The sequence below is a fragment of the Erythrobacter donghaensis genome (assembly GCF_002155425.1).
Lineage (GTDB): Bacteria > Pseudomonadota > Alphaproteobacteria > Sphingomonadales > Sphingomonadaceae > Erythrobacter > Erythrobacter donghaensis.
Genome location: NZ_MUYG01000010.1, coordinates 158,094 through 184,424 on the forward strand (window position 1 = coordinate 158,094; position 26,331 = coordinate 184,424).

Below are 26,331 nucleotides of genomic sequence, written 5' to 3' on the forward strand. Positions count from 1 at the left end.
AAAATTGCCTATGCGCCCGCCATGCATTTTCTCGACCAGGCCAAGATCTATGTGAAGTCCGGCGGAGGTGGCCCCGGGGCCGTCTCTTTCCGCCGTGAAAAGTACGTCGAATATGGCGGCCCCGATGGCGGCAATGGCGGGCGCGGCGGCGACATCGTGTTCGAAGCCGTCGCCGGTCTCAACACGCTGATCGACTTCCGCTATTCCCAGCACTTCAAGGCCCCGCGCGGCGGGCACGGCATGGGCAAGGACCGCACCGGGGCGAGCGCCAGTCCGCTCGTCATCAAGGTGCCGGTGGGCACGCAGATCCTGTCCGAAGACAAGGAAGATGTGCTCGCCGACTTCACCGAGATCGGCCAGCGCGTCGTTTTCCTCGAAGGCGGAATGGGGGGGCGCGGCAATGCCTCCTACAAGACCTCTACCAACCGCGCCCCGCGCCAGCACCAGCCGGGCATTCCGGGAGAGGAAATGTGGGTGTGGCTGCGGCTGAAGCTGCTGGCGGATGTGGGCTTGGTCGGCCTGCCCAATGCGGGCAAATCGACCTTCATCAACGCCGTCAGCAATGCGCAGGCCAAGGTGGGCGACTATGCCTTCACCACGCTGGTGCCCAAGCTCGGTGTGGTGCGCCACAAGGGCCGCGAATTCGTGCTCGCCGACATTCCCGGCCTGATCGAGGGTGCAGCAGAGGGCGTCGGGATCGGCGACCGGTTTCTGGGGCACATCGAACGCTGCCGGGTGCTGATCCACCTGATCGACATCACCGGCACCGAGGACGCCGACCCGGTCGAGGCGATGCGCGTCGTCGAGGAAGAGCTCGCCGCGTACGGCGACAAGGAACACACGCGCCTCGATGAAAAGCCCCGGCTGGTGGTGCTCAACAAGCTCGATCTGGCCGACGCCGAACTGGTAGAGGGCTTCCGCGCGGAGTTGCTGGCGGCGGGCGCTGAGCAGGTCTTCGCGGTCTCCGGCGCGACCGGCGCAGGCATACCTGAACTGCTCGACGCGGTGCTCGGCTATCTGCCCGCCTCCACCTCGACCGAGACCAAGGCGGCCGAGGTCGAGGACGCGGACGATGCCGACGCCTGGTCGCCGCTGTAGGCCCGCGTCCCGCCGACACCGCCTCTCCATCTGAACAACGCAAGAGAAAGCGAGGGAATTCATGAAAATCGAGTCCCTGCTCGACTTCCGCGACATCACGAAATGCCCGCGTCTGGTGATCAAGCTGGGCTCGGCCCTGCTGGTCCATCCCGACGGGGAACTGCGTTACGAATGGCTGCGCACCGTCGCCGCCGAAATCGCCGGTGCGCGCGAGCGTGGGCAGGAAATCATCGTCGTGTGTTCGGGCGCGGTTGCCGTCGGCGCGGCGAAGCTCGGATTGCCGGGCGGAGGGCGCGAAACGCTCGCCCATGCGCAGGCGGCGGCCTCGGTCGGACAGGTTGTGCTGATCGCCACCTGGGCGCAGCTCTTGGCCGAATACGGGCTGGTCGCGGGGCAGATGCTGCTGACGCTCGATGATCTGGAAGGCCGGCGGCGCTATCTCAACGCTTCGGAAACCCTGCGCGAATTGCTTGAGCGCGGGGCGGTGCCGATCATCAACGAGAACGACTCCATCGCCACCTCGGAAATCCGCTTTGGCGACAATGATCGCCTCGCCGCGCGCGTGGCGCAGGCGGCGGCGGCCAATGGCGTGCTGCTGCTGACCGATGTCGAAGGGCTGTATGACCGCGACCCCTCGCACCCCGATGCCGAAATCCTGCCCGAAGTGCGCGGCGTGACCGACGAAATCCACCAGATGGCAAGCGGCAAGTCCTCCTCGGGCAAGGGTTCGGGTGGGATGACTTCCAAGCTGCTGGCCGCTGAGATCGCCGAACGCGCCGGGATTGCGCTGGCGATCATCAAGGGCACCGACGATCTGCCGATTGCCTGCGCGATGGCGACCGGGCTCGGCACGCTGTTCCTGCCGACCCGCGATGACAATGCCCGCAAGAGCTGGATCGGCGGGCGGCTGCGCTTCAATGGCGGGATCAAGGTGGACGCGGGCTGCGTGTCGGCCCTCGCGCGCGGAAAAAGCCTGCTCGCAGCCGGGATTACCGGGGTTTATGGCGATTTCGAGCGCGGCGACGTGATCAAGGTCGAAGGGCCCGATGGCCGCCTGATCGCCAAGGGCATGGTCGAATATGATTGGGACGAGTGCGACGCCATCAAAGGGCTGCGCAGCGAGGAAGTGGCCGACCGGCTCGGGTACCTGCCGCGCTCCTGCGTGATCCACCGCGATCACATGGTCCTGCTGTGAGCCTGCGCCGATGAGCGTCTTGGCGATCACCGGTGCGACCGGCTTTGTCGGTAGCGCGGTGCTGGCTGAGGCCTTGGCGCAGGGCCATCAGGTGCGCGCGCTCACCCGCCGCGATCAGCCGGCGCGCGCGGGGCTCGAGTGGGTGCGCGGCGATCTGGCTGACGCGGATGCGCTCGCCGCGCTGGTCGCGGGCGCGGATGCAGTGGTGCATGTCGCGGGCCTGACCAACACGCCCGATCCGGCGGAGTTCGAAGTCGCCAATGTCACCGGCACCGCCAATGTGATCGCGGCGATGCGGGGCGCGGGCGTCACACGGCTGGTGTTCGTCTCCTCGCTCGCCGCGCGCGAGCCCAAGCTGTCGGCCTATGGCGCGTCAAAGGCGCGGGCCGAGACGCTGGTGGAAGCGAGCGGGCTGGACTGGACGACGGTGCGCCCGCCTGCGGTCTATGGCCCGCGCGATATCGACATGCTCGATCTGTTCCGCGCCGCCAAGTGGGGCGTTGTGCCGCTGCCGCCGGGGGGCGCCACCTCGATCATCCATGCCGATGATCTGGCCGCGCTGCTGGTGACGCTGGCGGCACGCAACGCCGCGCCGACGAAGAAGAAGATCTACGAGCCCGACGATGGGCGCGAGGGCGGTTGGAGTCACAAGGAGCTCGCCCAGGCGATCGGCCGAGCGATGGGCAAGACGAGCGTTTTCGCCCCGCATCTGCCCCGCGCGGTGCTGGATATCGCCGCCGCCGCCGACCGGCTGGCGCGCGGCGACCGCGCCAAGCTCACCCCCGACCGGGTGGGTTATATGGCGCACCCCAACTGGGTCGCGCGCTTCGATCGCAAGCCTCCGCCGGGCCTGTGGCAGCCGAAGATCGCGGGCGACGAGGGGCTGAGGGCGACGGCGGAGTGGTACAAGCGCGAGGGGTGGCTCTGAAACCGCCCCGCGTGTGTGAGGAATGTCGCTGATTTTTTCGGCGAATCGGTTAGTCTCGCGCCCGTCAGGTTAGGGGAGGGGGCCGATGGCGGCGCTGAATCAGGAATATTTCGACCGGCCGGAAGTGCTGCGGATGGCGCAGGGGCAAAGCGCGGTGCCCTCCGGCACGCCCGGACCCGGCGACATTCTCGGCCCCGACGGGCAGATCATGGTGCCCGCCAGCAACGGCGGAATCCAAAATCCCAAGGAAGTGCTGATCCCGCCCGGCACCACGCTGATCCGCTTCGCCAATGCGCCCTTTGTGCACCATGCCGCTGCCGGTGCGTGGTGGCTCGACTTTCCCAACTACAAGATTGTCGAGGGATATGCTGACGATACGGGCAAGCCCGTGCAGGCGGCGATGCGCGAATTGTGCGCCGTGCCGGTGGAATGGAGCGGCATGACCCTGCTGATTCAGGCCGTCACACGCTCCCCGCTCGTCGCCTACACCGGGCCCGGTAAGCTTGCGGTGGCACAGAACAAGGTGAGCGCGGTCAAGACCATCGATCCGCTGCGCTACAGCCGCCAGCAGGTGATGCAGCTTTACATCCCCGGGCTGCAATCGCCCGACCTGCTGAAGCAGGCGATGATCGTGCGCGGTTACACCATGGTTGCGCCCGAGGTGTCGGTGAAGGGCTACAACCCCGCCTTGTCGATCCGGCGTTGAGCCTGCGGGATCAGAGGAACGGCTCCTCGCCCGGCTTGTGGATGCCGCATTCGGTCTTGTCCCAGCCCTTCCAGCGGCCCGAACGCGGATCTTCGCCCGGCGCGACCTGCGAGGTGCAGGGGGAGCAGCCGATCGAGGGGTAGCCCTGCGCGATCAGCGGGTGGCGCGGCAGATCGTGCTGGATGAAGTAACCTTCGATCCGGCCCGCATCCCAATCGATGAGCGGGTTGATCTTGAGCCGGCCCTGCGCGTCCGAGGTGTCCACCTCGAAACGCGGCAGATTGGCGCGGGTCGCGGCCTGAAATGCCTTTCTGCCGGTGAAGCTCGCGTCGTAGTTGGCGAGCGCCTTTTCGAGCGGCTTGACCTTGCGGATCTCGCAGCAGCCGTCGGGATCATAGGACCATCTGAGGCCGGTCTCGTCGCGCTTGGCGAGTTCCTCCGCGTCGGGTGTCAGCACCACCAGATTGAGGCCGAGCCGTTCGGTCAGAAGGTCGCGATAGGCCAGCGTTTCGGCGAAATGTTTGCCCGTATCGAGGAACAGCACCGGCACGCTCGGATCGACCGAGGCGACCAGATGCAGCAGCACGGCGCTTTCCGCACCGAAGCTGGAGACCACGGCAAGATCGCCTGCCAGCCCGTCACGGATCACGGCTTCCAGCATCTCGGGCGTCGAGCTGCCGCGGAACATGCGGTTGAGCCGCACCGCGTCATGTTCGGTAAAGCGCGGCGCGAGGTCGAGTGTATCGCGGGTGCGCGGTTTGCCGCTGAGGCCGAGTTCAGGCTTCATGGCGCTTGTCCGCAATGATGCGCCGCGTATCGGCGGCACGTTGATAGACATTCTCCCACGTCGCGAAGGCGCGCATCGCGTCTTCCTTGTCGAGGCGCTTGTCGGGGGCGAAGCTGTCGAAGCCGCAGCGGCGCATGTGGCTCAATTGGTCGATCAGCACATCGCCCACCGCGCGCAATTCGCCAGTATAGCCCGCTTCGCGCAGGATCCGCGCTGCCGAATAGCCGCGCCCGTCGCCGAAGACGGGGAAGTTCACTTCGACCAGCGCCAGCCGGTCGAGGAAGGGGAGCAGCAGGCGCGCATCGTCGCCCGGCTCGATGCGGACGGCGGTGGCGTTGGTCTGATCGCAGCAGGCATCGACGGTGACCGTGCCGTGATCGACCGGCTCGTCGTCGCGGAAGCGGAACTGTACCTCGTCGGGGGAGGTGCCGAGATCGCGGGCATTACCCATAAAGCGCCTCCTTGAACGGCTCCATGCCGATGCGGCGGTAGGTGTCGAGGAAGCGCTCCCCGTCCGAACGCTGGGTGAGGTAGACGTCGGTGACCTTCTCGACCGCGGCGATCACGCCATCCTCGTCGAAGCCGGGGCCGGTGATCTTGGCGAGGCTGACATCCTCCGCTTCCGACCCGCCGAGCGAGAGCTGGTAGTTTTCGGTGCCCTTCTTGTCGACGCCGAGGATGCCGATGTGGCCCGCATGGTGGTGCCCGCAGGCATTGATGCAGCCGGAGATCTTGAGCTTCAATTCGCCCAATTCGCCGGTGCGCCCGCTCTCCGCAAAACGCTCCGAAATGCGCTGAGCCAGCGGGATCGAGCGTGCATTGGCAAGCGCGCAGTAATCAAGGCCCGGGCAGGCTATGATGTCCTCGATCGTGTCCATGTTGGGACTGCCGAGGCCCGCTTCGTCGAGTGCAGTCCACAGCGCGTGGAGATCGGCAATGCGGACATGGGGCAGCAGCAGGTTCTGCGTGTGCATCACCCTGAGCTCGTCAAAGGAATATTCGCGCGCCAGCTTCGCGACGAGACGCATCTGCTCCGAGGTCGCATCGCCCGGGATGCCGCCTGCGGGCTTGAGGCTGATGACCGCCGAGACATAGGCGTCATGCTTGTGGCGATGCGTGTTGCGATCGACCCACAAGGCAAAATCGGGGTCCGAACGGTCCACCGTCTTCGGCCCGTCGACGAAGGCGGGCGGCGCGAAGTATTCCGCGATCCGCGCCAGCTCCTCGCGCGGGGGTTCCACGCCCACGGTGAGCATGTGCGCGAATTCCTCTTCGACCTGACGGATATATTCCGCCGCGCCCAGTTCGTGGACGAGGATCTTGATCCGCGCCTTGTACTTGTTGTCGCGCCGCCCGTAGCGGTTGTAGACCCGCAAGGCAGCCTCGGCATAGGTGATCAGTTGATCGATCGGCACAAAGTCGCGGATTAGCGGGGCGATCATCGGGGTACGGCCCATGCCGCCGCCGGCGTAGACCTCCGCGCCCACCTCGCCATTACGCTTGACGATGCGGATGCCGATATCGTGCAGGCGCATCGCCGCGCGGTCCTTTGCGCTCGCGATCACCGCTATCTTGAACTTGCGCGGCAGGTAGGTGAACTCCGGGTGGAAGCTCGACCACTGGCGCAGCAATTCGGCATAGGGGCGGGGGTCGACCACCTCGTCGGCGGCAGCGCCCGCGAAGTGATCGGCGCTGATGTTGCGGATGCAATTGCCGCTGGTCTGGATTGCATGCATCTCGACCGTGGCGAGATCGGCGAGCGCGTCGGCGCAGTCTTCCAGCTTGATCCAGTTGTACTGGATGTTCTGCCGCGTGGTGAAGTGCCCGTAGCCGCGATCATACTTGTCCGCGATATCGGCGAGCATCTCCATCTGACGCGCATTGAGCGTGCCATAGGGGATCGCGACGCGCAGCATGTAGGCGTGAAGCTGGAGATAGAGCCCGTTCATCAGCCTGAGCGGTTTGAACTGGTCCTCGGTCAGCTTCCCTTCGAGACGGCGGCGGGCCTGATCGCGAAATTCGGCGACGCGGGCCTCGACCATCTCTTGGTCATATTGGTCGTAACGATACATCTCAGATCACCCAGTCCCAGCCGGTCTTGTCGGCAGTCGGCACGGCGAGGTCGCGCCGCACGGTCGGGCCGAGCGCGCGCACCCGGTCCTTGATATGCGCCGGGCGGACATGGCCCTCGGCGTCGATGCTGGCCTCAATGGCATAGGGCACGTTGACCCGGCGCGCGGCTTCCTCGCGGGCGAGGATTTCCTCGGCGTCCTCGGCCACGTCGACGGCGTCGTCGACGAAGGGCGACCAGCCGGAGCCGTTCCACCATGTCACAGCGCCTGTGCGAAGGTCATTGCCGGTGAGGATTTTCATTCTGCACTCTCCTGTGCGAGCGCGGCCACGGCAGCGTCCTCGCGCGCGGTGACTTCGCCGATGACGATGAGAGCGGGGCTCTTGACCGCCTCGCGTTCGACAAGATCGGGCAGGCCCGCGAGCAGCCCGCGCAGCACGCGCATTTCGGGGCGCGCGGCGTTTTCGATCACGGCGACAGCCATTTCGGGGGCGAGGCCGTCGGCCATCAGCTTTTCGGCGATTTGTGTAGCGGTCGAGACGCCCATGTAGATGACGAGCGTCCGGCCCTTGCCCGCGAGGCCCGACCAGTCCTGCTCGGCAAGGCCCTTGCACTGGCCCGCGACGAAGCTGACGATGCTCGAGGCGTCGCGGTGGGTCAGCGCGATCTGGCTGGCGGCGGCAGCGCCGTTGGCGGCGGAAATGCCGGGGACGACCTCGACCGGAACGCCCGCGGCGCGCGCGGTTTCGGCTTCCTCGCCCCCGCGCCCGAAGATGAAGGGATCGCCGCCCTTGAGGCGCACCACGTCATGCCCCGCCAGCGCCTCGGCGACGAGCAGGGCGTTGATGCCCTCCTGCGGCAGGGTGTGGCGGGCGCGCTGCTTGGCGACCGAGATCAGCCTTGCATCCGGACGGGCGAGGTCGAGGATGTCGGGCCCGATCAGCCCGTCATGGACGATCACCCGCGCGCCTTGGATCAGGCGCGCGGCGCGCAGGGTAAGGAGGTCCACCGGACCCGGCCCCGCGCCGACAAGATAGATGGTGCCCACGTGCTGCATGACAGGGCAAATGGGCCAGCGCCGCGATCCGTTCCAGCGAGAATGGATTGCCCTGTGCGAAGCGGAACTATTGCGGGTCTGTTTGCCAGCCACCTTCGGTGGTGCAGACCTCCCGCCCCGCCTCCCCACCCGGCCACCAAGGATACCATCAGGCTATGGTGGCCGGGTGGGGAGGCGGGGCGGGAGGTCTGCGTCGCGCGTCAGCGCGACCTTCATTCAGTCTCTTGAGGCGCCTCTTTGCCGCCCAGCGCCGCGATCAGCGCGCGCACCTGCGCATTGTCGCGCAGGTTCACGTCGCGCTGCGGATAGGGGATCTCGATCCCGTTTTCCTTGAACAGGCCCCACAGGTTCTTCAGCACCGCGCTGCGGACATTGCCGACGCCGTCCTCGGGATCGTTGATCCAGCAGTGGATCGTGAAATCGACCGAATTGTCGCCAAACCCGCCCCACCACACCGTCGGCGGCGGGGTTTCGAGCACGCGGTTCGCCTCGGCCGCGGCCTTCAGCATCAGCTTTTCGGCCAGCTCCATATCGGTGTTGTAACTGACGCCGACGGGCACCTGCACCCGCACGTTGCGCGAGGAATAGGACCAGTTCTCCACCTGATTGATCATCAGGTTCTCGTTCGGGATCAGATATTCGCGCTCGTCTCGGGTGACGACCGAGATCGCGCGGATGCCGATCTTGCGGATCTGGCCGAAGGTCTGCTGGCCCGACTGGTCGGCCACGGCGATGACGTCGCCCGGCTTGATCGACTTGTCCATCAAGAGGATGATCCCCGAGATGAGGTTACCGAAGGTCTTCTGGAGGCCAAAGCCGATGGCAAGACCGAACGCGCCCGAGAACACCGTCAGCGCGGTGAGATCGATGCCGAGCAGGTCGATCCCGAACAGGAAAGTCGCGATCCAGATGACGATGGTGGCGATTTTTTCGACCAGCACGCTTTGGGTGCTGTCGAGCTGCGGAACGCGGCGCAGACCGCTGCGCACCAGCCGGGTCGCGGTCCAGGCGAAGGCCAGCACCACCAGCACCGCCACGACGGTGAACATCACGTCAAAGGCCGAGATGCGCCAGTCGCCAATCTCGATCGCGAAGGTGTCCAGCCGGTTGACGATGCCGCCGACCGTCTCGCTGCGTTCGGCGATATCCGCGCGCACCGTGTCCGCCCCGCTGACGATTTCGGCGTCGGCGGTGGGTGCGGGTGAGGGCGTGGCCGCAGCTTCGGCCGCTGGCGTCTCGCCCGGCGCGGGGGTGGCCGTGCTGTCCGCTTCGGGGGCGATATCGATGGTCGAGGCGGGGGAAGACAGGCTCATGACAGCGGCTCCAGCGCTTGCGCCAGATCGGCGATCAGGTCGTCCGCATCCTCCAGCCCGATCGCCAGCCGCAGCGCGGGCGCGCCGTGGGTGCCGGGCATGCAGGTGCGGTAATCCTCAGGCCGGATCGGCAGGACGAGGCTTTCAAACCCGCCCCAGCTGTAGCCGATCCCGAACAGCTCCAGCGCGTCGGCGACGCGGGCCGAAGCGGCGGGATCGTCGCTCGCCAGCTGGAAGGCGAACAGCCCGCAGCCGCCAGTGAAGTCGCGCTTCCACAAGGCATGGCCGGGGTCGGAGGGGAGCATCGGGCACATCACCCGCGCGACGGCGGGGTGTGCCTCCAGCCATTGCGCGACCTTCAGCGCGGTGCGGGTCTGCGCTTCCAGCCTGACGCCCATCGTCCGCAGCCCCCGCGCGGCGAGCGCGGCATCGTCGGGCGAGACCACCTGCCCCAGTTCCTGCGCGGTGCGCCTCAGCGCGGTGTACCAGCGCTTGCCTGCGCTGGCGCTGCCCATCATCAGGTCGGAATGGCCGCCGACGTGCTTCGAGAGGCTCATCATCACGATGTCGCAGCTATGCTCCAGCGCGGCGAAACCGAGCGGGCTGGCCCAGGTGTTGTCGATCATGCTGATCGCCCCGTGCGCGCGGGCGATGGCGGTAAGGGCGGGCACGTCGCACATTTCGAAGGTGAGGCTACCGGGTGCTTCGAGCCATACGGCCTTGACCGGCTCGGCAAACAGCGCTTCGAAAGCGGCGAGGTCGCGCGGGTCGAAGAAGGTCGTCGTCACCCCCATCCGCGCCAGCAGCCCGGTCGCCATGGAGCGCGAAGGGTCATAGGCATTGTCGGCCATCAGCAGCCGGTCACCGGGCTTAAGCACGGCAAACATGCACCCGGCAATCGCCGCCACGCCGCTGGGATAGAGCAGGGTGCCGTAGGCGCCCGGTTCGATCTGGGTCAGCGCCTCGGCCAGCGCCCATTGAGTCGGCGCGCCGCGGCGGCCGTAGAAGAACTGCCCGTCGGCATTGTTGCCGCCCGCCGCATGGCGATCCGCGTCGCAATCATAGAGATGCGTCGAGCCGCGCCACACCGGGGGATTGACCACCGGCCCGGTCCATTCCTTGCGCCGCCCGCCGCGCACCAGCCGGGTGGCGGGCTTCAGATGCCGGTCGTCCCCGCCGCCGCTCATGCAGCAGGCCCTTGCTGCTTCGGGGTATCGGGATCGGCGCTCCATTCGCTCCAGCTGCCGTCATAGAGGCCCGCACTGTCCACCCCGATGAGGTGGAGCGCGAAGAGCAGCACGCTCGCCGTCACCCCGCTGCCGCAGGTGGCGGTGAGGGGCTGCGACAGATCGACCCCGGCACCCTCGAACAGCGCACGCAGTTCGGACGGAGACTTGTAGGTGCCATCGGGGTTGAACAGCGCGTTGAAGGGCAGGTTGAGCGCGCCTGGGATGCGCCCGTTCGGCCCGCCGTGGACCGGATCGACCCCGCTGCCATAGACCCGGTCGGCCCCGCGCGCGTCGAGCACCTGAAAGGCCGGCGCGTCGAGATTGGCGAGCATCTCGGCCTTGCTGCGCACGCGTGTCGGGGCGCTGAAGGATGCGGGCGCGGCTTGTGCGAGGGCGGGCGTGCCGTCCTCAAGCGCCAGGTCTTCGCTGCGCCACTTCGCCAACCCGCCGTCGAGCAACGCGACGTTCCCACGGCCGCTCGCCGTCAGCACGAACCACGCGCGCGCGGCGGTGCGGATCGCGCTGTCGTCATAAACGACAATCGCGTCATCCGGCCCGACGCCGAGGCTCGCCAGCCGCTCGGCCAGCTGATCGGGGGTGGGGAAGGCATAGGGCACGGGCGAAGCGGCGTCGTAAAGGCTCGCCAGATCGAGAAAGCGCGCGCCGGGGATGTGCGCGGCGGCAAACTCGGCGCGGGCGTCGCGCGCGGCGGCGGGAAGGTGGTAGGAGGCATCGAGCACCGCCAGACCGGGCGCGCCAAGCTGCGCGGCAAGCCATTGGCAGGAAACGAGCGGAGCAGGGCATGAGATCATGCGCGCAACCCTAGCGGCTGATCCCGCATCGGGCAAACGCGCTTGACGGCCGCGCGCCTCAGGCGGCTGCGGTGGCGGGGGGAATCGCGATGGCCTGCGCGACAAGGCCCGCGATGCCTCCGGGCGGCTGGTCGAGCAGGATCGGGTGCAACCGACCACTGGCGCTGCGCAAGCCGATCACGAAGCTGCGGCTCAGGGCGCGCAGGCCATCTCCTTCGAGCGTGATGTGGGCGAGCGGCACGAACATCGGGGTGGTGCCCTGCCGCACCGGGCTGATTGCGGAGAGCGGCAATTGCACCGTCCCCGTCACGCTGCGCGACTGGTGCGGGCCGATCCGCGCGATCCGCTCCAGCCCCTGCGCCGCGCCGGGCGAAGGCGCGTTGGCGGCATTGGCCCGGGCGCAGGCCAACTGGAGCGCCAGCGCGAGGTCGTTCACCGCGCGCGGCGAGCGGTTGGCGATGGTGAGGCGATATTGCAGCGTGAACATCATCAGGCTGCGGGTGGCGCTGACGATTTCGAGCGTGAGGTCGAGGCGGGGTTGCTCGGCATCCTCCGCGATTCCGACGGCGTCTGCATCGCCGGAGACAGGCGGCGGGGCGAGACGCCGGACGGCGGGCTTGCGCCGTCGCCACCAGAGGAGCCCGCCACCAAACAGCGCGAGTGCGCCCAGTCCGCCGGCCGCCAGCGGCCACCAAGCGGGCAGCACCGAAGGCCCGGTCAGAACGTCGGTGGTCGGCGGAAGCGCGGTGGGGTTCTCTGGCTGGGCGGGGCCGGGGATGCTGAAGCCGGGTGCCGGCGCGGTGTCCGCGGCGGTCGCGGTCGGCTCCGAGGTCGATGATGCCGCGGGCGTCGGCGCCGGAACGGGCGAAGGTGCGGGCGCGGGTGTCCCTGTGCGCGGCGGCACCAATCGGGGCGCGGGTTCGCGCACGGCATCGACCGGCCCTTCGGCGGGCGGCCCGAAGGTCGGCCGGATCGTTGGAGCAGGGCTTGGCGCGGCGCTCGGCACGGGGGTGGGTACGGGGCGCGGCGGGATCGCGACGCCGCTGCGCTCGTCCACCGGGCCTGCCGGGGCGGGGGTGGGTGTCGGGGTCGGCGGAGGCAGCGAGAAGGTGCCCGGCGACTGCGGCTGCGCTGCGGCGGGCGCGGCGAGCAGGACGGATGCGGCCAACAGGCAGACCGAACGGCAGACAGGCAGACGGGCGGGCAAGCGGATCATGAGATGGCGGTTGGCTCAGCGGGTGGCGGTGGGATCGTGTGCAGGCAGCAGGGTTAACCTCAGCTGTCGCTCCCATAGTAGCGGCGGCACGCTTGCGTCCAGTTCCGGTCTTGCGCGGTGCGGCGGATCGGGGCAACAGCGCGGCATGGAAACCACACCTCCCTCTGCACCCAAGCCCCAGCCGCGATTCCTCGGGCGTGACACGCCGCTGCCAGCCTCGCCCGAAGAGGCGGTGCTCGATTACGTCCCCAACCCGCGGGTGGGCCTCACCTATCTGGTGCGCTTCGTCAGCCCCGAGTTCACCTCGCTGTGCCCGGTGACCAACCAGCCGGACTTCGCGCATCTGGTGATCGACTACGTGCCGGGAGAGACGATCGTCGAGAGCAAGAGCCTGAAGCTGTTTCTCGGGAGCTTCCGCAACCACAACGGCTTCCACGAGGATGTCACCGTGGGCATCGGGGTGCGCCTGTTCGAGGAAATGCGCCCGCAATGGCTGCGGATCGGCGGCTACTGGTATCCGCGCGGCGGCATCCCGATCGACGTGTTCTGGCAGAGCGGTGCGCCGCCGCAGGATCTGTGGCTGCCCGATCAGGGCGTGCCGTCCTATCGCGGGCGGGGCTAAAGGGCTGGGTTAACTCCCGATCTCGAGCTGCACGAACTTGGGAATGCTCTTGTGCGCCTCGCGCCACTTGGCCAGCGGGAAGGCGCCGGCGCCCAGCGCGGCGAGCGGGATGCCCGCCTCGGCCAGGGCGTAGGGCGAGATGCGGTGGCGGGTCATGAACCCGCCGCTGCCATCGCTGATCAGCGGGGTTTCGAACTTGAGGCCCTGGCTGTTCTCGGTGGCGTTGACCACCTTGCTGACCACCAGCTGCCCATGGCCAAGATCGAGCACCACGTCGGTCCCCACCGGCACCCCGGCAAGGCCCGTGATGCGCGCGCCGGTCTTGGAAATGTTGCGCAGGATCACGTCGTAGTAGTGATCCTCGTGGATCAGCCCGACCTTGCGGAAGATGGTGATGCGTTCGGCGCGGTGGCGCGGCGGGCCGCTGGGGCGGAACGTCGCCGAGCCGTGGGCGATCTGTTCGAGCACCTGATCCTGCGAGAGCGCGCGCGAAAAGATGTAGCCCTGCACCAGATCTGCGCCGCGCGCCTTGACCAGCTCCAGCTCGTCCATCGCCTCGACCCCCTCGGCGACGGTCTCCATCCCCAGCGCCTTGGCCAGCGCAACGATCGCGGTGATGATCGCCGGGTTGATGTCGCCATTCTCGGTGCAGCCGCGCACGAAGCTCTGGTCGATCTTGATCTTGTTGAAGTGCCCGTGCTTGAGATAGCCGAGCGAGGAATAGCCGGTGCCGAAATCGTCGAGCGCCAGCCTGACGCCCAGCTTCTTGAGATCGAGGAAGACGCTGTCGACCGATTCGAGATCGCCGACGAACACGCTTTCGGTGATCTCAAGCTCAAGCCGCGAGGGTGGCAGGCCCGAGGATTCAAGCGCAGCGGCCACGGCCTTGCGGAAGCCCGGCCGGGTGAACTGCTTGGCCGAGACGTTGACCGCGACCTTGATATTGCCGGGCCAGGCCAGCGCATCCACGCAGGCCCGCTTCAGCGCGGCCTCGCCGATGCGGATGATCAGATCGTCGTTCTCCGCCACCGGGATGAACTGCGCCGGACTGATGTCGCCCTCTTCCTCGTCGTGCCAGCGCAGCAGCGCCTCGAAGCACTTGACCTCGTTGGTGGCCGGATCGACCAGCGGCTGATAGGCGAGCCTTAGCTCGTCGCGGTCAACCGCATCGCGTAGCCGGTCCCCGAGCCGCGCGGTCTTGGACGCCTTGTCGCGCAGCTCGCTGGTAAAGAAGCAGAAGGTGCCGCCGCGCGTTTCCTTGGCAGAGTAAAGCGCCATGTCGGCGGCGCGGGTCAGCTCGTCGGCGTCAAGCCCGTCATAGGGCGCAATCGCGATCCCAACCGATGCCCCGATGATCGCGCGGCGACCATTGATGGTGTAGGGCTGCGACACTGACTGCACGATCCGGTTGGCCAGCTCTCCCAGCGTGCCGCGGTCGTCCATGTCGGGCAACACCACCTGGAATTCGTCGCCGCCCAAGCGGCCCACTTCGCCGGCATCCTTCACCAGCGAGGACAGGCGCTGGGCGACCTGCTTCAGCAGTTCGTCACCGGCTGGGTGGCCCATGGTGTCGTTGACCTGCTTGAAGCGGTCGAGATCGAGCATCATCAGTGCGCATGAGCGCTTGTTGGCGCGAAACGCATTGAGCATCGCGGTCAGGCGTTCGTTCAGCTTGCGGCGGTTGGCCAGCCCGGTCAGCTCGTCGATCTGCGATTGCTTGGTGACGCGAGTTTCAAAGGCATATTGCGCCGAGATATCGACCGCGCTGCCGCGATAGCCGTGAAAGGTGCCGCGCGCATCGGTCAGCGGCCGACCGTTCAGGCGCCACCATCGCGTCGATCCGCGCCCGTCGGCCACAGCGACGATGTGTTCGTCGAGCTTGGAGCGCGCCTTGAGCTTGAAGGCGAGGCTACGCTGGGTCGGTCCGCCGTCTTCCTGGTCGACATCCTGGAACACCTGCGTCAGGGCCTGGCCCATCAACGCCTCGCCCGCGTCGCCCAGTTCCACCAGCGCGCGCTGCGACAGGAAGTTGAGGCAGCCCTCGGCGTCGGTCGCCCAGAACATGCCAATGCCCAGCTCCTCGACCTCGCCCAGCACCACGGCCCGGTCGGGCCGCGACTTTCCGGCCGAATGGCCTTGCTGGGGCGCCGAGCGGTCTGGCTCGCGCGCGGATCTGAGAAATCCAAGTGGCATGCCTTGTCCTTGTTCGCGGGCCAGGGGCATGCGGCCCACGCCATTCCGCCATAGCCGCATCGTGATTGAAAATTGGTTACTTCTGCCTTTGACACCGCTTGGCCGGCGCAGCGCCGCAAAGACAAGGCGTGCGCGACTTGCGATGGGCGCGGAACCGTTTCGCTGAAGCAGCGTTATCGCGATGACGGTGCGGTTTGGCATTTTCTTGCTGCTGGCGGCTGCGTCATGTAATTTTGCTGCATAGCCGCCGAGCGTCAGGGATCACGCACCGCGCCTGTTTGCGATGATCTGGGGGGTGGTGTCATTTCTGACGACATAGTGCTCGACCGCGCGCCTGCGGCGCTGACCAATCCCGTGCGCACCCGCGCCGACTGGGAGGCTATGCGCGCTGCCGCGCTGGCCGATCCGGGTGCGTTCCATGGCGACATCGCGGACCGGAACATGCATTGGTTCGTGGCCGACGCAGGCTCTGACGGCGCTTGGCTGGCCAAGGGCGAAGATGGCCGCTGGCACGGCTGGGATGCTGCCAGCGCCGCGCCCGTCAGCCCCGATCTCCCCGAAGGTTTCACCCCTTGGCACACCGGCTTCGACGGCTCGACCCCGCCGCATTGGCGCTGGTTCGTAGGCGGGCGCACCAATGCCGCCTTCTCCGAACTCGACCGCCATGTGCTCTCCGGGCACGGCGACGAGGCGGCGCTGATCTTCGAAGGCGACCGCTGGGACATGAGCGCCAATGGCGGCAAGGGCGCGCCGATCGACTGCTTCACCGTCAGCCGCAAGAAGCTGCTGCTGGAGGTCGCCAAATGCGCCGTGGCGCTGGAGACGTTGGGCCTGAAGCCCGGCGACCGCATGGCGCTCAACATGCCCAGCATTGTGCCGCAGATCTACTGGACCGAGGCCGCCAAGCGCATGGGCGTGGTCTACACCGCTGTGTTCGGGGGCTTCTCGGACAAGACCCTCAGCGACCGCATCGCCGATACCGGCGCGCGGGTGATCGTCACCTCCGATGGCTCCTATCGCAACGCGCAGGTCGCCGGGTTCAAGAACGCCTACACCGACCCCGCGCTCGACAATTTCGTGCCGGTGACGACCGCGCTGGAAATCCTCGGCGGTCTTGATCTGGAACTCGGCAGTCAGGATCACGAAACGATCCTTGACGCGGTGCGCGAGGCGCTGGCTGGGGAGATCACGGTCGACCGCTCGGACGTGATGCGCGGTGTCGGTAAGGCACTGATCCAACTTGGCAGCGAGGGGCGCATCACCTCTGCGGACGCTGCGCGGGTGCGGATCGCGATCGCTTCCAGCCTCGTCACCCTCCCGCCGCGCGTCGAGGCGGTGATCGTGTGCCGCCATACGCACCAGCCCGACATGATCTGGCGCGAGGAACGCGACCGCTGGAGCCATGAACTGATCGATGCGGCGCTGGTCACGGTGCTGGAAAAGGCACGCGCCGCCGGGTTCGAGGTCGCCTCTCAGGCCGATCTGCTGGCGCTGCCCGACACCGACTTCGTCCGCGCGATCTGGGCGTCCTCAAAGCCGATGCCGGTCGATGCCGACTATCCGATGTTCTTCATCTACACCTCCGGCAGCACCGGCAAGCCCAAAGGGATCGTGCATTCGCATGGCTACGCCGCGGGCGTGGCCGAGACGATGAAGGTCAGTTTCGACGCGCGGCCCGGGGACACGCTGTTCGTGGTCGCCGATCCGGGCTGGATCACCGGACAGAGCTACCTCATTTGCGCGCCGTTGATGACGCGGGTGACCTCGCTTGTGAGCGAAGGCTCGCCAGTCTTCCCCCACGCAGGCCGCTTCGCCTCGATGATCGAGCGGCACAAGGTGACGATCTTCAAGGCAGGGGTGACCTTCCTCAAAGCGATCATGTCCGATCCCGGCAACCTTGCCGAGGTTGAGCGCTATGACATGAGCGGACTGCGCGTGGCGACCTTCTGTGCCGAGCCCGTCTCGCCATCGGTGCAGGCCTTCGGGATGGAGCACGTCACCCCGCGCTACATCAACTCCTACTGGGCGACCGAGCACGGCGGGATCGCGTGGACGCATATGTTCGCGAACGACGATTTCCCGCTGCGCCCCGATGCGCACGCCTATCCGCTGCCGTGGATCGTGGGCGATGTATGGGTCGAGGATGCCGAGGGCACGGGTGCAGACGCGCCCTTCGTGCGCGTCGACGCGGGCGGCGTGCCGTGGCGCCGGGCTGCAATGGGCGAGAAGGGCGAAATCGTGATCGCCGCGCCCTATCCCTACCTCGCGCGCACCATCTGGGGCGACATCGCGGGCTTCAAGGTTGAAGACGGCCGCGTCGATCCGGAATGGCGCGGGGACGCGGCACGCTGGGAAGAGGGCTATTGGAAGCGCTGGAAGGGCGCATGGGCCTACACCCAAGGCGATTTCGCGATCCAGCACGAGGACGGTTCGTTCTCGCTCCACGGTCGCTCGGATGACGTTATCAACGTCTCGGGCCACCGCATGGGGACCGAGGAGATCGAGGGCGCGGTGCTGCGTGACAAGGCGCTCGCGCCGGATTCGCCGGTCGGCAACGTGCTTGTGGTCGGCGCACCGCACCGCGAGAAGGGGCTGACCCCGCTCGCCTTCGTGGTGCCCGTCGCAGGTCGCAAGCTCACCATCGAGGACAAGCGCCGCCTGTTCGATCTCGTGCGCACAGAAAAGGGCGCGGTCGCGGTCCCGGCGGACTTCATCGAAGTCTCGCAATTCCCCGAAACCCGCTCGGGCAAATATATGCGCCGCATGGTCCGCGCGCTGGTGGTGGGCGAGGATGTTGGCGACGTCACGACGCTGCGCAACCCCGAGGCGCTCGACGAATTGCGCAAGGTGATCGGCGACTGGCAGCGCAAGCAGCGCCTCTCGGACGAGCAGGCGCTGTTCGACCGGCACCGCTATTTCCTCGTGCAGTACAACACCGTTGCTCCGGGCAAGCAGGTCGCGACCGTCACGGTCACCAACCCGCCGGTCAATGCGCTCAACGAACGCGCGATCGACGAGCTGGTACTGGTCACCTCGACGCTGGCGCGCGACGATAACGTGGTCGCGGTGGTCTTCACCGGCGAGGGCACATCGTCCTTCGTCGCGGGGGCCGACATCCGCCAGATGCTCGAGGAAATCCACACGGTCGAAGAGGCCATGGTGCTGCCCAACAATGCGCACCTCGCCTTCCGCACCATCGAGCGGATGAACAAGCCCTGCGTCGCGGCGGTCCAAGGCGTGGCGCTGGGCGGCGGGATGGAGTTCGCGCTCGCCTGCCATTACCGCATCGCAGAGCCCGTTGCGCGTTTCGGCCAGCCCGAAATCCGGCTGCGGCTGCTACCCGGCTATGGCGGCACCCAGCGCCTGCCGCGCCTGCTCGCCGACCGGCGGGGGGCGGAAGGCGTGCGCGATGCACTCGACCTGATCCTCGGCGGGCGCAGCATTACGGCGGAGCAGGCGGCGGCCATCGGCGTGGTCGATCATCTGGTCGATGGCGCGGAGGATGCTCTCTCTGCCGCCCATGCGGCGGTGCGCGACTTCGTGAAGCACGGGCCCGGCAGCGCGCTCGGCTGCGCCTTTGCCGAGCGGCAGGCGGCCACCGTGCGCTGGGAGGAGTCCTCGGACGTTAGCCTCGATGCAGTGCTGGAAGACGACTTCCTCCAGCGCATCCTGCGCCAGCTCGAATGGGCCGGGCGCGACATCGCCGGGGCGCGGGCGCTGGATGCGGTGCGCACCGGGCTCGAACATGGTATCACGCAAGGGACGGCGCGCGAGGCCAAGCTCTTCGCCGAAGCCATCGTCGATCCCGAGGGCGGCAAGACCGGCATCAAGCAATTCATGGACAAGATTGCGCCCCCGCTCCCGGTGCGGCGCGATGGCGTGTGGATCGACGCAGAGCACGAAATGCGTGCGCAGGCGTTGGAAGCGGCAGGCGAGCTGCTTCCCGTAGGAGCGCCGTTTTATCCCGGCGTGACCCCGATCCCGCGTCACCAATACGCCTTCGGCATCGCCCGCGATCCCGACACCGGCCAGCCCCGCTTCGGCCCGCCGTCAAGCCACGAGAAGGAGCTGATCGTCACCGTGCCCGAGCCCGCGCCCAACGAGGCGCTGCTCTACATGCTGACGAGCGAGGTCAACTTCAACGACATCTGGGCGCTGACCGGCATCCCCGTCTCGCCCTTCGATAGCCACGAAGAAGACGTCCAGATCACCGGATCGGGCGGGATTGCTCTGGTGGCGGCGCTCGGCAGCGAGACCCGTGCTCAAGGCCGCATCAAGGTCGGCGATCTGGTCACGGTTTACTCCGGTACCAATGACCTCTTGAGTCCGCTGGTCGGCAATGACCCGATGTATGCCGATTTCAGCATTCAGGGCTACGAGACCGAGACCGGCAGCCATGCGCAGTTCCTGACCGTGCAGGCGCCGCAGATGCACAAGGTGCCGCCCGATCTGACGCTGGAGCAGGCGGGGAGTTATGTCCTCAACCTCGGCACCATCGCGCGCTGCCTGTTCACCACCTTGCAGATCGCGCCGGGGCGGACGCTGTTCGTCGAGGGCGCGGCGACAGGGACGGGGCTCGATGCTCTGCGATCTTCGGTGCGGACGGGCTTGCAGGTGACCGGGCTGGTCTCCTCGGAAGAGCGCGCGGACTTCATCACCAAGGTGCAGGGCGCGGTCGGCGCGATCAACCGCAAGGATGCGCGCTTTGCCGACCTCTATACCGTGGTGCCCGAGGACAAGGCCCAGGCGCAGAAGTGGGAAGCCGCAGGCGCGCCGCTGGTGGAAGAATTCAAGGCGCTCAACGGCGGCAAGCTCGCCGACTATGTCGTCAGCCATGCGGGCGAGACCGCCTTTCCGCGCTCGTTCCAGCTGCTTGCAGAGGGCGGCACGCTGGCCTTCTACGGCGCATCGTCCGGCTATCACTTCAGCTTTATGGGCAAGCCGGGGACGGCGACACCCGAGGAGATGCTCCGCCGCGCGGCGCTTCGCGGGGGTGAGGCCGTGCTGATCTATTACGGGCCGGGCAGTAAGGAATTGCTCGACGAAACCGGGCTCGAAATGATCGAGGCCGCGCGCCGCTTCAACGCGCGCTCGGTGATCGCCACGACCACCGATGGCCAGCGCGAATTCCTGCAATCGCTGGGGCTGGAGGATGCGATCGAGGGGATCGTCAGTCTCGAAGCCATCCGGCGGCGCGAGGGCGCGAATTTCCTCTGGCCCGACACCATGCCGCGCCTGCCCGATGCCAAGGCCGATATCGAGGTCTTCAAGGCGGCGGTGCGCGACTATCAGGACCGGGTGATGAAGCCCTTCGGCTCGGCGGTGGGCAAGATCCTGCGCTCGCCCGACAATCCGCGCGGTAGCCCCGATCTGGTGTTCGAGCGCGCGGGGCAGGACACGCTCGGCATCTCGACCTCGCTGGTGAAACCTTTCACCGGGCGCGTGATCTTCGCCGAAGACCTCAGCGGGTACCGCTTCACCTTCTACGCCCCGCAGGTGTGGACCCGCCAGCGGCGCATCTTCATGCCCACCGCGCAGATCTTCGGCACCCATCTGTGCAACGCCTACGAGGTCGCGCGGATGAACGACATGATCGCGGCGGGCTTGCTCGAAGTGACCGAGCCGGAAGTCGTGCCGTGGGACGGGTTGCCGGAAGCGCATCAGGCGATGTGGGAGAACCGGCACACCGGCTCCACCTATGTGGTCAACCACGCGCTCCCCGAAATGGGCCTCAGAAGCCGCGATGCGCTGCTCGAAGCGTGGGCTGCGCAGTCCGCCGGGGAACCGGAGCCTTGACCTGCGCATTGCGATAATTGAAACGTTCTTCCCTCTCCTCCCCAGAGATTGAACGAAACACAAAGCGAAGTGAGCCTTCGCTGTAATTCTGTGAGGAGAGTCCCGTGGCTAAATCCAAGGTCATCGCTGCTGCGCCTGCTCTGCAAGGCGATATTCCGGGCCGTCTGGCGGGCAAGATCGCCGTCGTGACCGGAGCTGCGGGGAACCTCGGCGGGCATATCGTCACGCATTATCTGGCAGAAGGCGCAACCGTGGTGATGACCGGGCGCACGCCCGAGCGTACCAAGGCCGCGGCCGAGGCGCTGCTCAAGGCGACCGGCGCTGATCCGGCGCGGCTGGCGACGGTCGCTCTAGATGGCGGCGACATCGCTTCGGTGCGCGCCGCGATTGCCGAGGTGGTGAAGCAGTTCGGGCGGATCGACATTCTCGTCAACAACGCCGGGAGCGCGGGGCCCAAGCAGCCGATCGAGAATCTGCCCCTGTCGGCGGAGGAACTCGCAGCGCTCCAGAAGGCGGGCAGCACCGACAGCGAGACCGTGGGCGATGCGCTGCGCAACATTTTCGGCGTCGCCTGGAACGTCGCGCGGGTGGCGGCGGAGCACATCCCCGAGGGCGGCTCGATCATCAACGTCTCGACCATTTTCAGCCGCACGCCCTATTACGCGCGCGCCGCCTACGTCGTCCCCAAGGCGGCGATGAATGCCTGGAGCCGCGAACTCTCGCTGGAGCTCGGCCCCAAAGGCATCCGCGTCAACCTCGTCTATCCCGGGCCGATCGAGAGCGAGCGCATCCGCAACGTCTTCGCCGCGATGGATGCGGCACGCGGCGACAATGCAGGCACAACCGCCACGCAATTCTTCGACATGATGAGCCTCGAGCGCGCCACTGGCGGCAACGACAAGGCCAAGACCTTCCCGACGCCGACCGATATCGCGACGACCTGCGTGTTCCTCGGTTCGGACGAAAGCGCGGCTTACAACGGCCACGATTTTGAAGTGACCCACGGGATGTCTGTGCGCAAAGAGCAGCGCTCGACCTACCTTGCGCGCCCCACCATGCGCTCGATGGACGGCACGGGACTTGCCGTGCTGATCGCGGCGGGCGACAATTTCGAAGAGGCGCTGGAAATCGCGCAGGTGCAGCTGGCCTGTGGGGCCGAGGTCGTGCTTGGCCTGCCGCGCGCCGCTGATGTCGCCATCGCCGAGAAGCGCTGCGCCGCGCTGGGCCTGTCCGACAAGCTCGCGATCATCCGCTTCAGCCGGAAAGACCCGGCGGGCATGGAAGAGGCGCTGGAGGATTACACCAAGGGCGGCACCCCGGTCAGTGGCGCGCTGTTCCTGCCCGCCTTGAGCGCGGGCGAACTCGCGGGTGCGATCACCACGGCGGACGACAGCGTGGTCGAAGCGTTGATGGACGCCGAACTGGCTGGGAACATGGCGCTCGCCCGCACCATGAGCCGCTACTGGAAGCGCCACGACAACCTGCTCCAGCCGCCGCGCTTCGTGTTCGTCAGCCATGCGAGCGACGGGAAGGGCGACATCTACGGCCACATCCTGCGCGCCGCGACCGAGCAGCTGATCCGCATCTGGCGCGACGAAAGCGAGATCGACACTGCCCATGGCCGCCGCCGTCAGGCCGAGTGGGGCAACCAGATCGTGCGCTTCACCAATACCGAGGCCGAGAACATCCGTTTCACCGCCGGCCACGCCGCGCGCATTTTGCTGAAGGAAAGCAAGCTTGGCGAGATTACGCTCTACGTGCCCTCGAACATCGGCGAGGCGACCGGCGCGCGCAAGGCCATGCCCGGCTTCTCCGAGAACATCACCGGGCTGCATCTGGGCAAGGTTGCGCTGATTACCGGCGGTTCGGCCGGCATCGGCGGACAGGTGGCGCGCTTGCTGGCGCTCGCTGGCGGCAAGGTGATGATGGTCGCCCGCCGCGAGAGCGAATTGGCCGTCGCGCGCGCCAAGATCGTCTCCGAACTGGAGGATATCGGATTTGCGGGTGTCGAGCGCCGGGTGCAGACCCTTGCCAATGTCGATGTCAGCAACTTCGAGAGCCTCAAGGGCGCAGTCGACGCGACATTGAAGGCCTTCGGGCGCATCGACTACCTCATCAACAACGCCGGGGTGGCGGGCGCGGAGGACATGGTGGTCGACATGGGGGTCGACGCCTGGAACTACACGCTCGATGCGAACCTCGTGTCGAATTACTTCCTGATGCACCACGTCGCGCCGCTGATGAAGGCGCAAGGATCGGGCTACATCCTCAATGTCTCGTCCTATTTCGGCGGCGAGAAATATCTCGCGGTCGCCTATCCGAACCGTGCCGATTACGCTGTGTCCAAGGCCGGGCAGCGCGCGATGGTGGAGAGCATGGCGCGCTATCTCGGGCCCGAGGTGCAGTTTAACGCGATTGCCCCCGGCCCGGTCGATGGTGACCGCCTGTCGGGCACCGGCGGCAAGCCCGGGCTTTTTGAACGGCGCGGCAAGCTGATCCTCGAAAACAAGCGTCTGAACGCTGTCCACGCCGCCGCGATCAAGGCGATCCGGCGCGGGGTGCGGGTCGAGGCGGTGCTGGCGCGGCTGGCGCGCAACGACACCGTCAAGATGAGCCACGACACCAACAACCCGCGCGAGTTGCGCGAGCTGGCGCTGGCCTGCGCGCGTGAAGGCGACGGCACCTGCACCTGGGACCAGTATCTCCTCACCCCGCAAATCGCCGCCGCGCTCATCGGGCGATTGAGGCAGGCGGGCCTGTTCCTCGACGCGCCCGAGTGGAATGATCGTTCGCCTGCCGAAGACGGCGATTGGTTGCTGCGCGTGCCGCCCGAAGATGCGCTCTTCCTCCCTGCCGACAAGATCGCCGCCGAGGCGAAGAAGGTCGGCGGCGGGGTGCTGTCCAAGCTCTACCTCGGCAAGATGCCGACCGAGCATGACGTGGCGCAGGCGACGGTGTTCTTCCTCGCCGACCGCGCTGTCAGCGGAGAGACCTTCATGCCCTCAGGCGGCCTCAGCGTCGAACGCTCGACGACCGAGCGTGAGCTGTTCGGCAGCCCCAAGCAGGAGCGCCTCGACCAGATGCGGGGGAAGACGGTGTGGATCATCGGCGAGCATCTTGCCGATTACCTCGCCGAAACCGCGCGCGCCTTCATCGAGGATTGCCATGCGGCCAACGTCGTCGTCATCACTCGCACCGCCGAAGCCTTCGAAGCGATCAGCGCGCAGCTCGACGAGGATGTCGCCCAGTCGCTCACCTCGCTGGTGGTCGAAAGCGACATCGAAGCCGCGATGGACGATGCCCTCACCCAATGGGGCAAGCCGACCACGATCCTCTCTACCCCGATGGCCGCGCTGCCCGGCAAGCTGTTCGCCACCGACGATCCGCTCACCCCGGACGAGTTCCGCGGCGTGGTGGCCGACAACCTGACCCACCACTTCCGCGTCAGCCGCCGCGCCTCGCTATACGATGATTGCCAGCTGGTGCTGACCAGCCCCGATGTGCCGATGGGCGACAAGTCTCCGGCCTTTGCGCTGGCGAACTTCATCAAGACCACGCTCCATGCCTTCACCGCGACGCTCGCCGTGGAGAACGAGCGACTGGTGCATGATGTGCCGGTCAACCAGATCAACCTCACCCGCCGCGTGCAGTCGGAAGAGCCGCGCGATCTCGACGAACATCTCGAAGAGGTGCGCCGCTTTGCCCGCGCGGTGCTGCTGGTCGGCGCGCCGCTGCCCGATGCGGAGGACTCGCGCTACCGGGCGCGGATCTATCGCGGCATGTCGATGACGGTGTGATACAAGCCCGCACGTGATCCAGTATCTGCCCTTCGAAAAGCCGATCGAGGCGCTCGACAAGCATGTGGCGGAGCTTTCCGCCCTGCCCGAGGGCCTCGAGGAGGCGCGGATGCTGCGCGAGCGGGCCGACAAGCTGCTCGCCGATACCTATGCGCGCCTCTCCCCGTGGGAGCGCACGCTGGTCGCGCGCCACCCGCAGCGCCCACGCTTCGAAAAGCTGGTGGCCGAGCTGTTCACCGATTTCCTGCCGCTGGCGGGGGATCGCACCTTCGGGGACGACAACGCGATCATAGGCGGCTTTGCGCGCTTCGAGGGGCGCAAGGTGATGGTGATCGGCCATGTGAAGGGTGAGGACACGCCGGGGCGGCTGCACCACAATTTCGGCATGGCGCGGCCTGAAGGCTATCGCAAGGCGATCCGCATGATGGAACTCGCCGACCGCTTCAGCCTGCCGGTGGTGACACTGGTCGATACCCCCGGCGCCTTCCCCGGCGTCGATGCCGAGGCGCGCGGGCAGGCCGAGGCCATTGCCCGCTCAACCGAGGCCTGTCTCGGTCTCGGCGTGCCGCTGGTGGCGGTGATCATCGGCGAGGGTGGATCGGGCGGAGCGGTGGCGCTGGCGGCGGCGAACCGCGTGCTGATGTTCGAACACGCGGTCTATTCGGTGATCTCGCCCGAAGGCTGCGCCTCGATCCTGTGGCGCAGCGCCGCGCAGGCCGCCAATGCCGCCGAGGCGATGAAGGTGACGGCGGGCGACCTCCTGAAGCTCGGCGTGATCCACCGCATCGTCTACGAACCGCGCGGCGGCGCGCATCGCGACCATGCCGAGACCGCCAAGCGGCTGGCACTGGCCCTGCGCGCGGAGCTCGACAGCCTTGCCGCGCTGACCCCCGCGCAACTGCGCCGCGAGCGCGAGGAATTTTTCCTCAAACTCGGATAAGACGCCGACCGTGCGGAAGGATCGACCACGCAGGCTCAAGGTCTATTTTGACGGCGGCTGCCGGCCCAACCCCGGCCCCATCGAGGTCGCCGTGGTCGCGCGCGGGGTCGCGCATTTCTTCGATGACCTTGGCATCGGGACCAATACCGATGCCGAATGGCTGGCGCTGCGCATGGCACTGCAGGTCGCGCAATCCTTGGACGCGGCGGAATTCGATCTGATCGGCGATTCGCTGGAGGTCGTCCGGCAGGCGAATGGCGCGTCCCGGCCGGGCTCCGAAAGCGCCGCCGCCCACCTTGCGCGCTACGAGGCCGCTGCCGCGCACCGCCGCCCCAGACAGGTCAAATGGACACCGCGCGGGCAGAACCTCGCCGGGATCGCGCTTGCCAGACGCAAAGGGTGACGCGGGGGCGACAGAGCCCGACTGACGCATGGCTCAAACAGCGGAAACACAAGCGGTGCCGGCTGCAGGGATCGAACCCGCGGCCCCCTGATTACAAATCAGGTGCTCTACCATCTGAGCTAAGCCGGCGCACCGCGAGGCTCGCCCCTAACCGCATTCGGGCCTGCT

General features: G+C 67.2%; 19 protein-coding genes, 1 tRNA gene and 2 pseudogenes. 9 read left to right on the top strand and 13 right to left on the bottom strand.

Features of this window, described 5'->3' with window-relative positions; translation table 11 throughout:
* The first annotated feature begins 21 nt into the window (after positions 1–21).
* From obgE to BZF59_RS09190, 4 genes are all read left to right on the top strand, one after another.
* A complete protein-coding gene (obgE, locus tag BZF59_RS09175) occupies positions 22–1,098 on the top strand; it encodes a GTPase ObgE (protein ID WP_086607960.1) in 1,077 nt (358 codons plus the stop codon).
* Between the two features lie 61 nt (positions 1,099–1,159).
* Positions 1,160–2,293, top strand: coding sequence for a glutamate 5-kinase (gene proB / locus BZF59_RS09180; protein ID WP_086607961.1), 1,134 nt, complete (start codon positions 1,160–1,162; stop codon positions 2,291–2,293).
* A 10-nt stretch (positions 2,294–2,303) separates the two neighbouring features.
* Positions 2,304–3,221 (top strand): NAD-dependent epimerase/dehydratase family protein, encoded by a 918-nt coding sequence (locus tag BZF59_RS09185; RefSeq protein ID WP_086607962.1) that lies wholly within the window; start codon positions 2,304–2,306, stop codon positions 3,219–3,221.
* A gap of 85 nt (positions 3,222–3,306) precedes the next feature.
* Positions 3,307–3,927 carry a hypothetical protein gene (locus BZF59_RS09190; RefSeq protein ID WP_086607963.1) on the top strand — a complete coding sequence of 207 codons (621 nt, stop codon included), beginning with the start codon at positions 3,307–3,309 and terminating at the stop codon, positions 3,925–3,927.
* Positions 3,928–3,937: 10 nt separating this feature from the next.
* On the opposite strand, the gene BZF59_RS09195 is transcribed toward BZF59_RS09190, so the two are convergent.
* From BZF59_RS09195 to BZF59_RS09235, 11 genes and pseudogenes are all read right to left on the bottom strand, one after another.
* Positions 3,938–4,714, bottom strand: coding sequence for a phosphoadenylyl-sulfate reductase (locus BZF59_RS09195; RefSeq protein WP_086607964.1), 777 nt, complete (start codon positions 4,712–4,714; stop codon positions 3,938–3,940).
* Complete coding sequence (locus BZF59_RS09200; protein WP_086607965.1) at positions 4,704–5,165, bottom strand: DUF934 domain-containing protein; 462 nt, start codon at positions 5,163–5,165, stop codon at positions 4,704–4,706. Before BZF59_RS09200 ends, BZF59_RS09195 begins: the two co-directional genes overlap by 11 nt.
* Entirely contained in the window at positions 5,158–6,786 is a 1,629-nt protein-coding gene (locus tag BZF59_RS09205) for a nitrite/sulfite reductase (RefSeq protein ID WP_086607966.1), read from the bottom strand. The genes BZF59_RS09200 and BZF59_RS09205 overlap by 8 nt, the downstream gene beginning before the upstream one ends.
* A gap of 1 nt (position 6,787) precedes the next feature.
* Positions 6,788–7,087, bottom strand: coding sequence for a DUF2849 domain-containing protein (locus tag BZF59_RS09210; protein WP_086607967.1), 300 nt, complete (start codon positions 7,085–7,087; stop codon positions 6,788–6,790).
* Positions 7,084–7,842 carry a uroporphyrinogen-III C-methyltransferase gene (gene cobA / locus BZF59_RS09215; RefSeq protein WP_086607968.1) on the bottom strand — a complete coding sequence of 253 codons (759 nt, stop codon included), beginning with the start codon at positions 7,840–7,842 and terminating at the stop codon, positions 7,084–7,086. Before cobA ends, BZF59_RS09210 begins: the two co-directional genes overlap by 4 nt.
* Before the next feature lie 212 nt (positions 7,843–8,054).
* Complete coding sequence (locus BZF59_RS16525) at positions 8,055–8,456, bottom strand: mechanosensitive ion channel family protein (protein WP_425429574.1); 402 nt, start codon at positions 8,454–8,456, stop codon at positions 8,055–8,057.
* Between the two features lie 33 nt (positions 8,457–8,489).
* Positions 8,490–8,582 (bottom strand): annotated as a pseudogene (locus BZF59_RS16530) (hypothetical protein); the annotation flags it as partial.
* Between the two features lie 75 nt (positions 8,583–8,657).
* Positions 8,658–9,155: pseudogene (locus BZF59_RS16535) on the bottom strand (mechanosensitive ion channel protein); the annotation flags it as partial.
* A complete protein-coding gene (gene metC / locus BZF59_RS09225) occupies positions 9,152–10,342 on the bottom strand; it encodes a cystathionine beta-lyase (RefSeq protein WP_086607970.1) in 1,191 nt (396 codons plus the stop codon). The gene metC and the pseudogene BZF59_RS16535, both read right to left, overlap by 4 nt.
* Positions 10,339–11,196, bottom strand: coding sequence for a sulfurtransferase (locus BZF59_RS09230; RefSeq protein WP_086607971.1), 858 nt, complete (start codon positions 11,194–11,196; stop codon positions 10,339–10,341). The genes metC and BZF59_RS09230 overlap by 4 nt, the downstream gene beginning before the upstream one ends.
* 58 nt (positions 11,197–11,254) lie before the next feature.
* Positions 11,255–12,364, bottom strand: coding sequence for a hypothetical protein (locus tag BZF59_RS09235; protein ID WP_086607972.1), 1,110 nt, complete (start codon positions 12,362–12,364; stop codon positions 11,255–11,257).
* 193 nt (positions 12,365–12,557) lie between these two features.
* Here BZF59_RS09235 and queF point away from each other — a divergent pair, with 193 nt between their 5' ends.
* Complete coding sequence (gene queF / locus BZF59_RS09240; protein ID WP_086607973.1) at positions 12,558–13,034, top strand: preQ(1) synthase; 477 nt, start codon at positions 12,558–12,560, stop codon at positions 13,032–13,034.
* Between the two features lie 9 nt (positions 13,035–13,043).
* Here queF and BZF59_RS09245 read toward each other — a convergent pair whose 3' ends face one another.
* Positions 13,044–15,227, bottom strand: coding sequence for a putative bifunctional diguanylate cyclase/phosphodiesterase (locus BZF59_RS09245; protein ID WP_086608404.1), 2,184 nt, complete (start codon positions 15,225–15,227; stop codon positions 13,044–13,046).
* 318 nt (positions 15,228–15,545) lie between these two features.
* On the opposite strand from BZF59_RS09245, the gene BZF59_RS09250 reads away from it, so the two are divergent.
* The 4 genes from BZF59_RS09250 (at position 15,546) to BZF59_RS09265 (ending at position 26,163) form a co-directional block, all read left to right on the top strand.
* Positions 15,546–21,023, top strand: coding sequence for an AMP-binding protein (locus BZF59_RS09250; RefSeq protein WP_281251650.1), 5,478 nt, complete (start codon positions 15,546–15,548; stop codon positions 21,021–21,023).
* A gap of 104 nt (positions 21,024–21,127) precedes the next feature.
* Positions 21,128–24,820, top strand: a complete 3,693-nt coding sequence (locus BZF59_RS09255; RefSeq protein ID WP_086607974.1) for an SDR family NAD(P)-dependent oxidoreductase — start codon at positions 21,128–21,130, stop codon at positions 24,818–24,820.
* Positions 24,821–24,833: 13 nt separating this feature from the next.
* Positions 24,834–25,760 (top strand): acetyl-CoA carboxylase carboxyltransferase subunit alpha, encoded by a 927-nt coding sequence (locus BZF59_RS09260; RefSeq protein WP_086607975.1) that lies wholly within the window; start codon positions 24,834–24,836, stop codon positions 25,758–25,760.
* A 10-nt stretch (positions 25,761–25,770) separates the two neighbouring features.
* A complete protein-coding gene (locus BZF59_RS09265; protein ID WP_245806093.1) occupies positions 25,771–26,163 on the top strand; it encodes a ribonuclease HI in 393 nt (130 codons plus the stop codon).
* Between the two features lie 56 nt (positions 26,164–26,219).
* Here BZF59_RS09265 and BZF59_RS09270 read toward each other — a convergent pair.
* Positions 26,220–26,292: transfer RNA gene (locus BZF59_RS09270), tRNA-Thr, on the bottom strand.
* Positions 26,293–26,331 lie beyond the last annotated feature (39 nt).

Bases quoted from the DNA above. Each gene is read 5' to 3' on its own strand.
- obgE (WP_086607960.1), top strand. From the start codon at position 22: ATGCATTTTCTCGACCAGGCCAAGATCTATGTGAAGTCCGGCGGAGGT.
- proB (WP_086607961.1), top strand. From the start codon at position 1,160: ATGAAAATCGAGTCCCTGCTCGACTTCCGCGACATCACGAAATGCCCG.
- BZF59_RS09185 (WP_086607962.1), top strand. From the start codon at position 2,304: ATGAGCGTCTTGGCGATCACCGGTGCGACCGGCTTTGTCGGTAGCGCG.
- BZF59_RS09190 (WP_086607963.1), top strand. From the start codon at position 3,307: ATGGCGGCGCTGAATCAGGAATATTTCGACCGGCCGGAAGTGCTGCGG.
- BZF59_RS09195 (WP_086607964.1), bottom strand. From the start codon at position 4,714: ATGAAGCCTGAACTCGGCCTCAGCGGCAAACCGCGCACCCGCGATACA.
- BZF59_RS09200 (WP_086607965.1), bottom strand. From the start codon at position 5,165: ATGGGTAATGCCCGCGATCTCGGCACCTCCCCCGACGAGGTACAGTTC.
- BZF59_RS09205 (WP_086607966.1), bottom strand. From the start codon at position 6,786: ATGTATCGTTACGACCAATATGACCAAGAGATGGTCGAGGCCCGCGTC.
- BZF59_RS09210 (WP_086607967.1), bottom strand. From the start codon at position 7,087: ATGAAAATCCTCACCGGCAATGACCTTCGCACAGGCGCTGTGACATGG.
- cobA (WP_086607968.1), bottom strand. From the start codon at position 7,842: ATGCAGCACGTGGGCACCATCTATCTTGTCGGCGCGGGGCCGGGTCCG.
- BZF59_RS16525 (WP_425429574.1), bottom strand. From the start codon at position 8,456: ATGATCAATCAGGTGGAGAACTGGTCCTATTCCTCGCGCAACGTGCGG.
- metC (WP_086607970.1), bottom strand. From the start codon at position 10,342: ATGAGCGGCGGCGGGGACGACCGGCATCTGAAGCCCGCCACCCGGCTG.
- BZF59_RS09230 (WP_086607971.1), bottom strand. From the start codon at position 11,196: ATGATCTCATGCCCTGCTCCGCTCGTTTCCTGCCAATGGCTTGCCGCG.
- queF (WP_086607973.1), top strand. From the start codon at position 12,558: ATGGAAACCACACCTCCCTCTGCACCCAAGCCCCAGCCGCGATTCCTC.
- BZF59_RS09245 (WP_086608404.1), bottom strand. From the start codon at position 15,227: ATGCCACTTGGATTTCTCAGATCCGCGCGCGAGCCAGACCGCTCGGCG.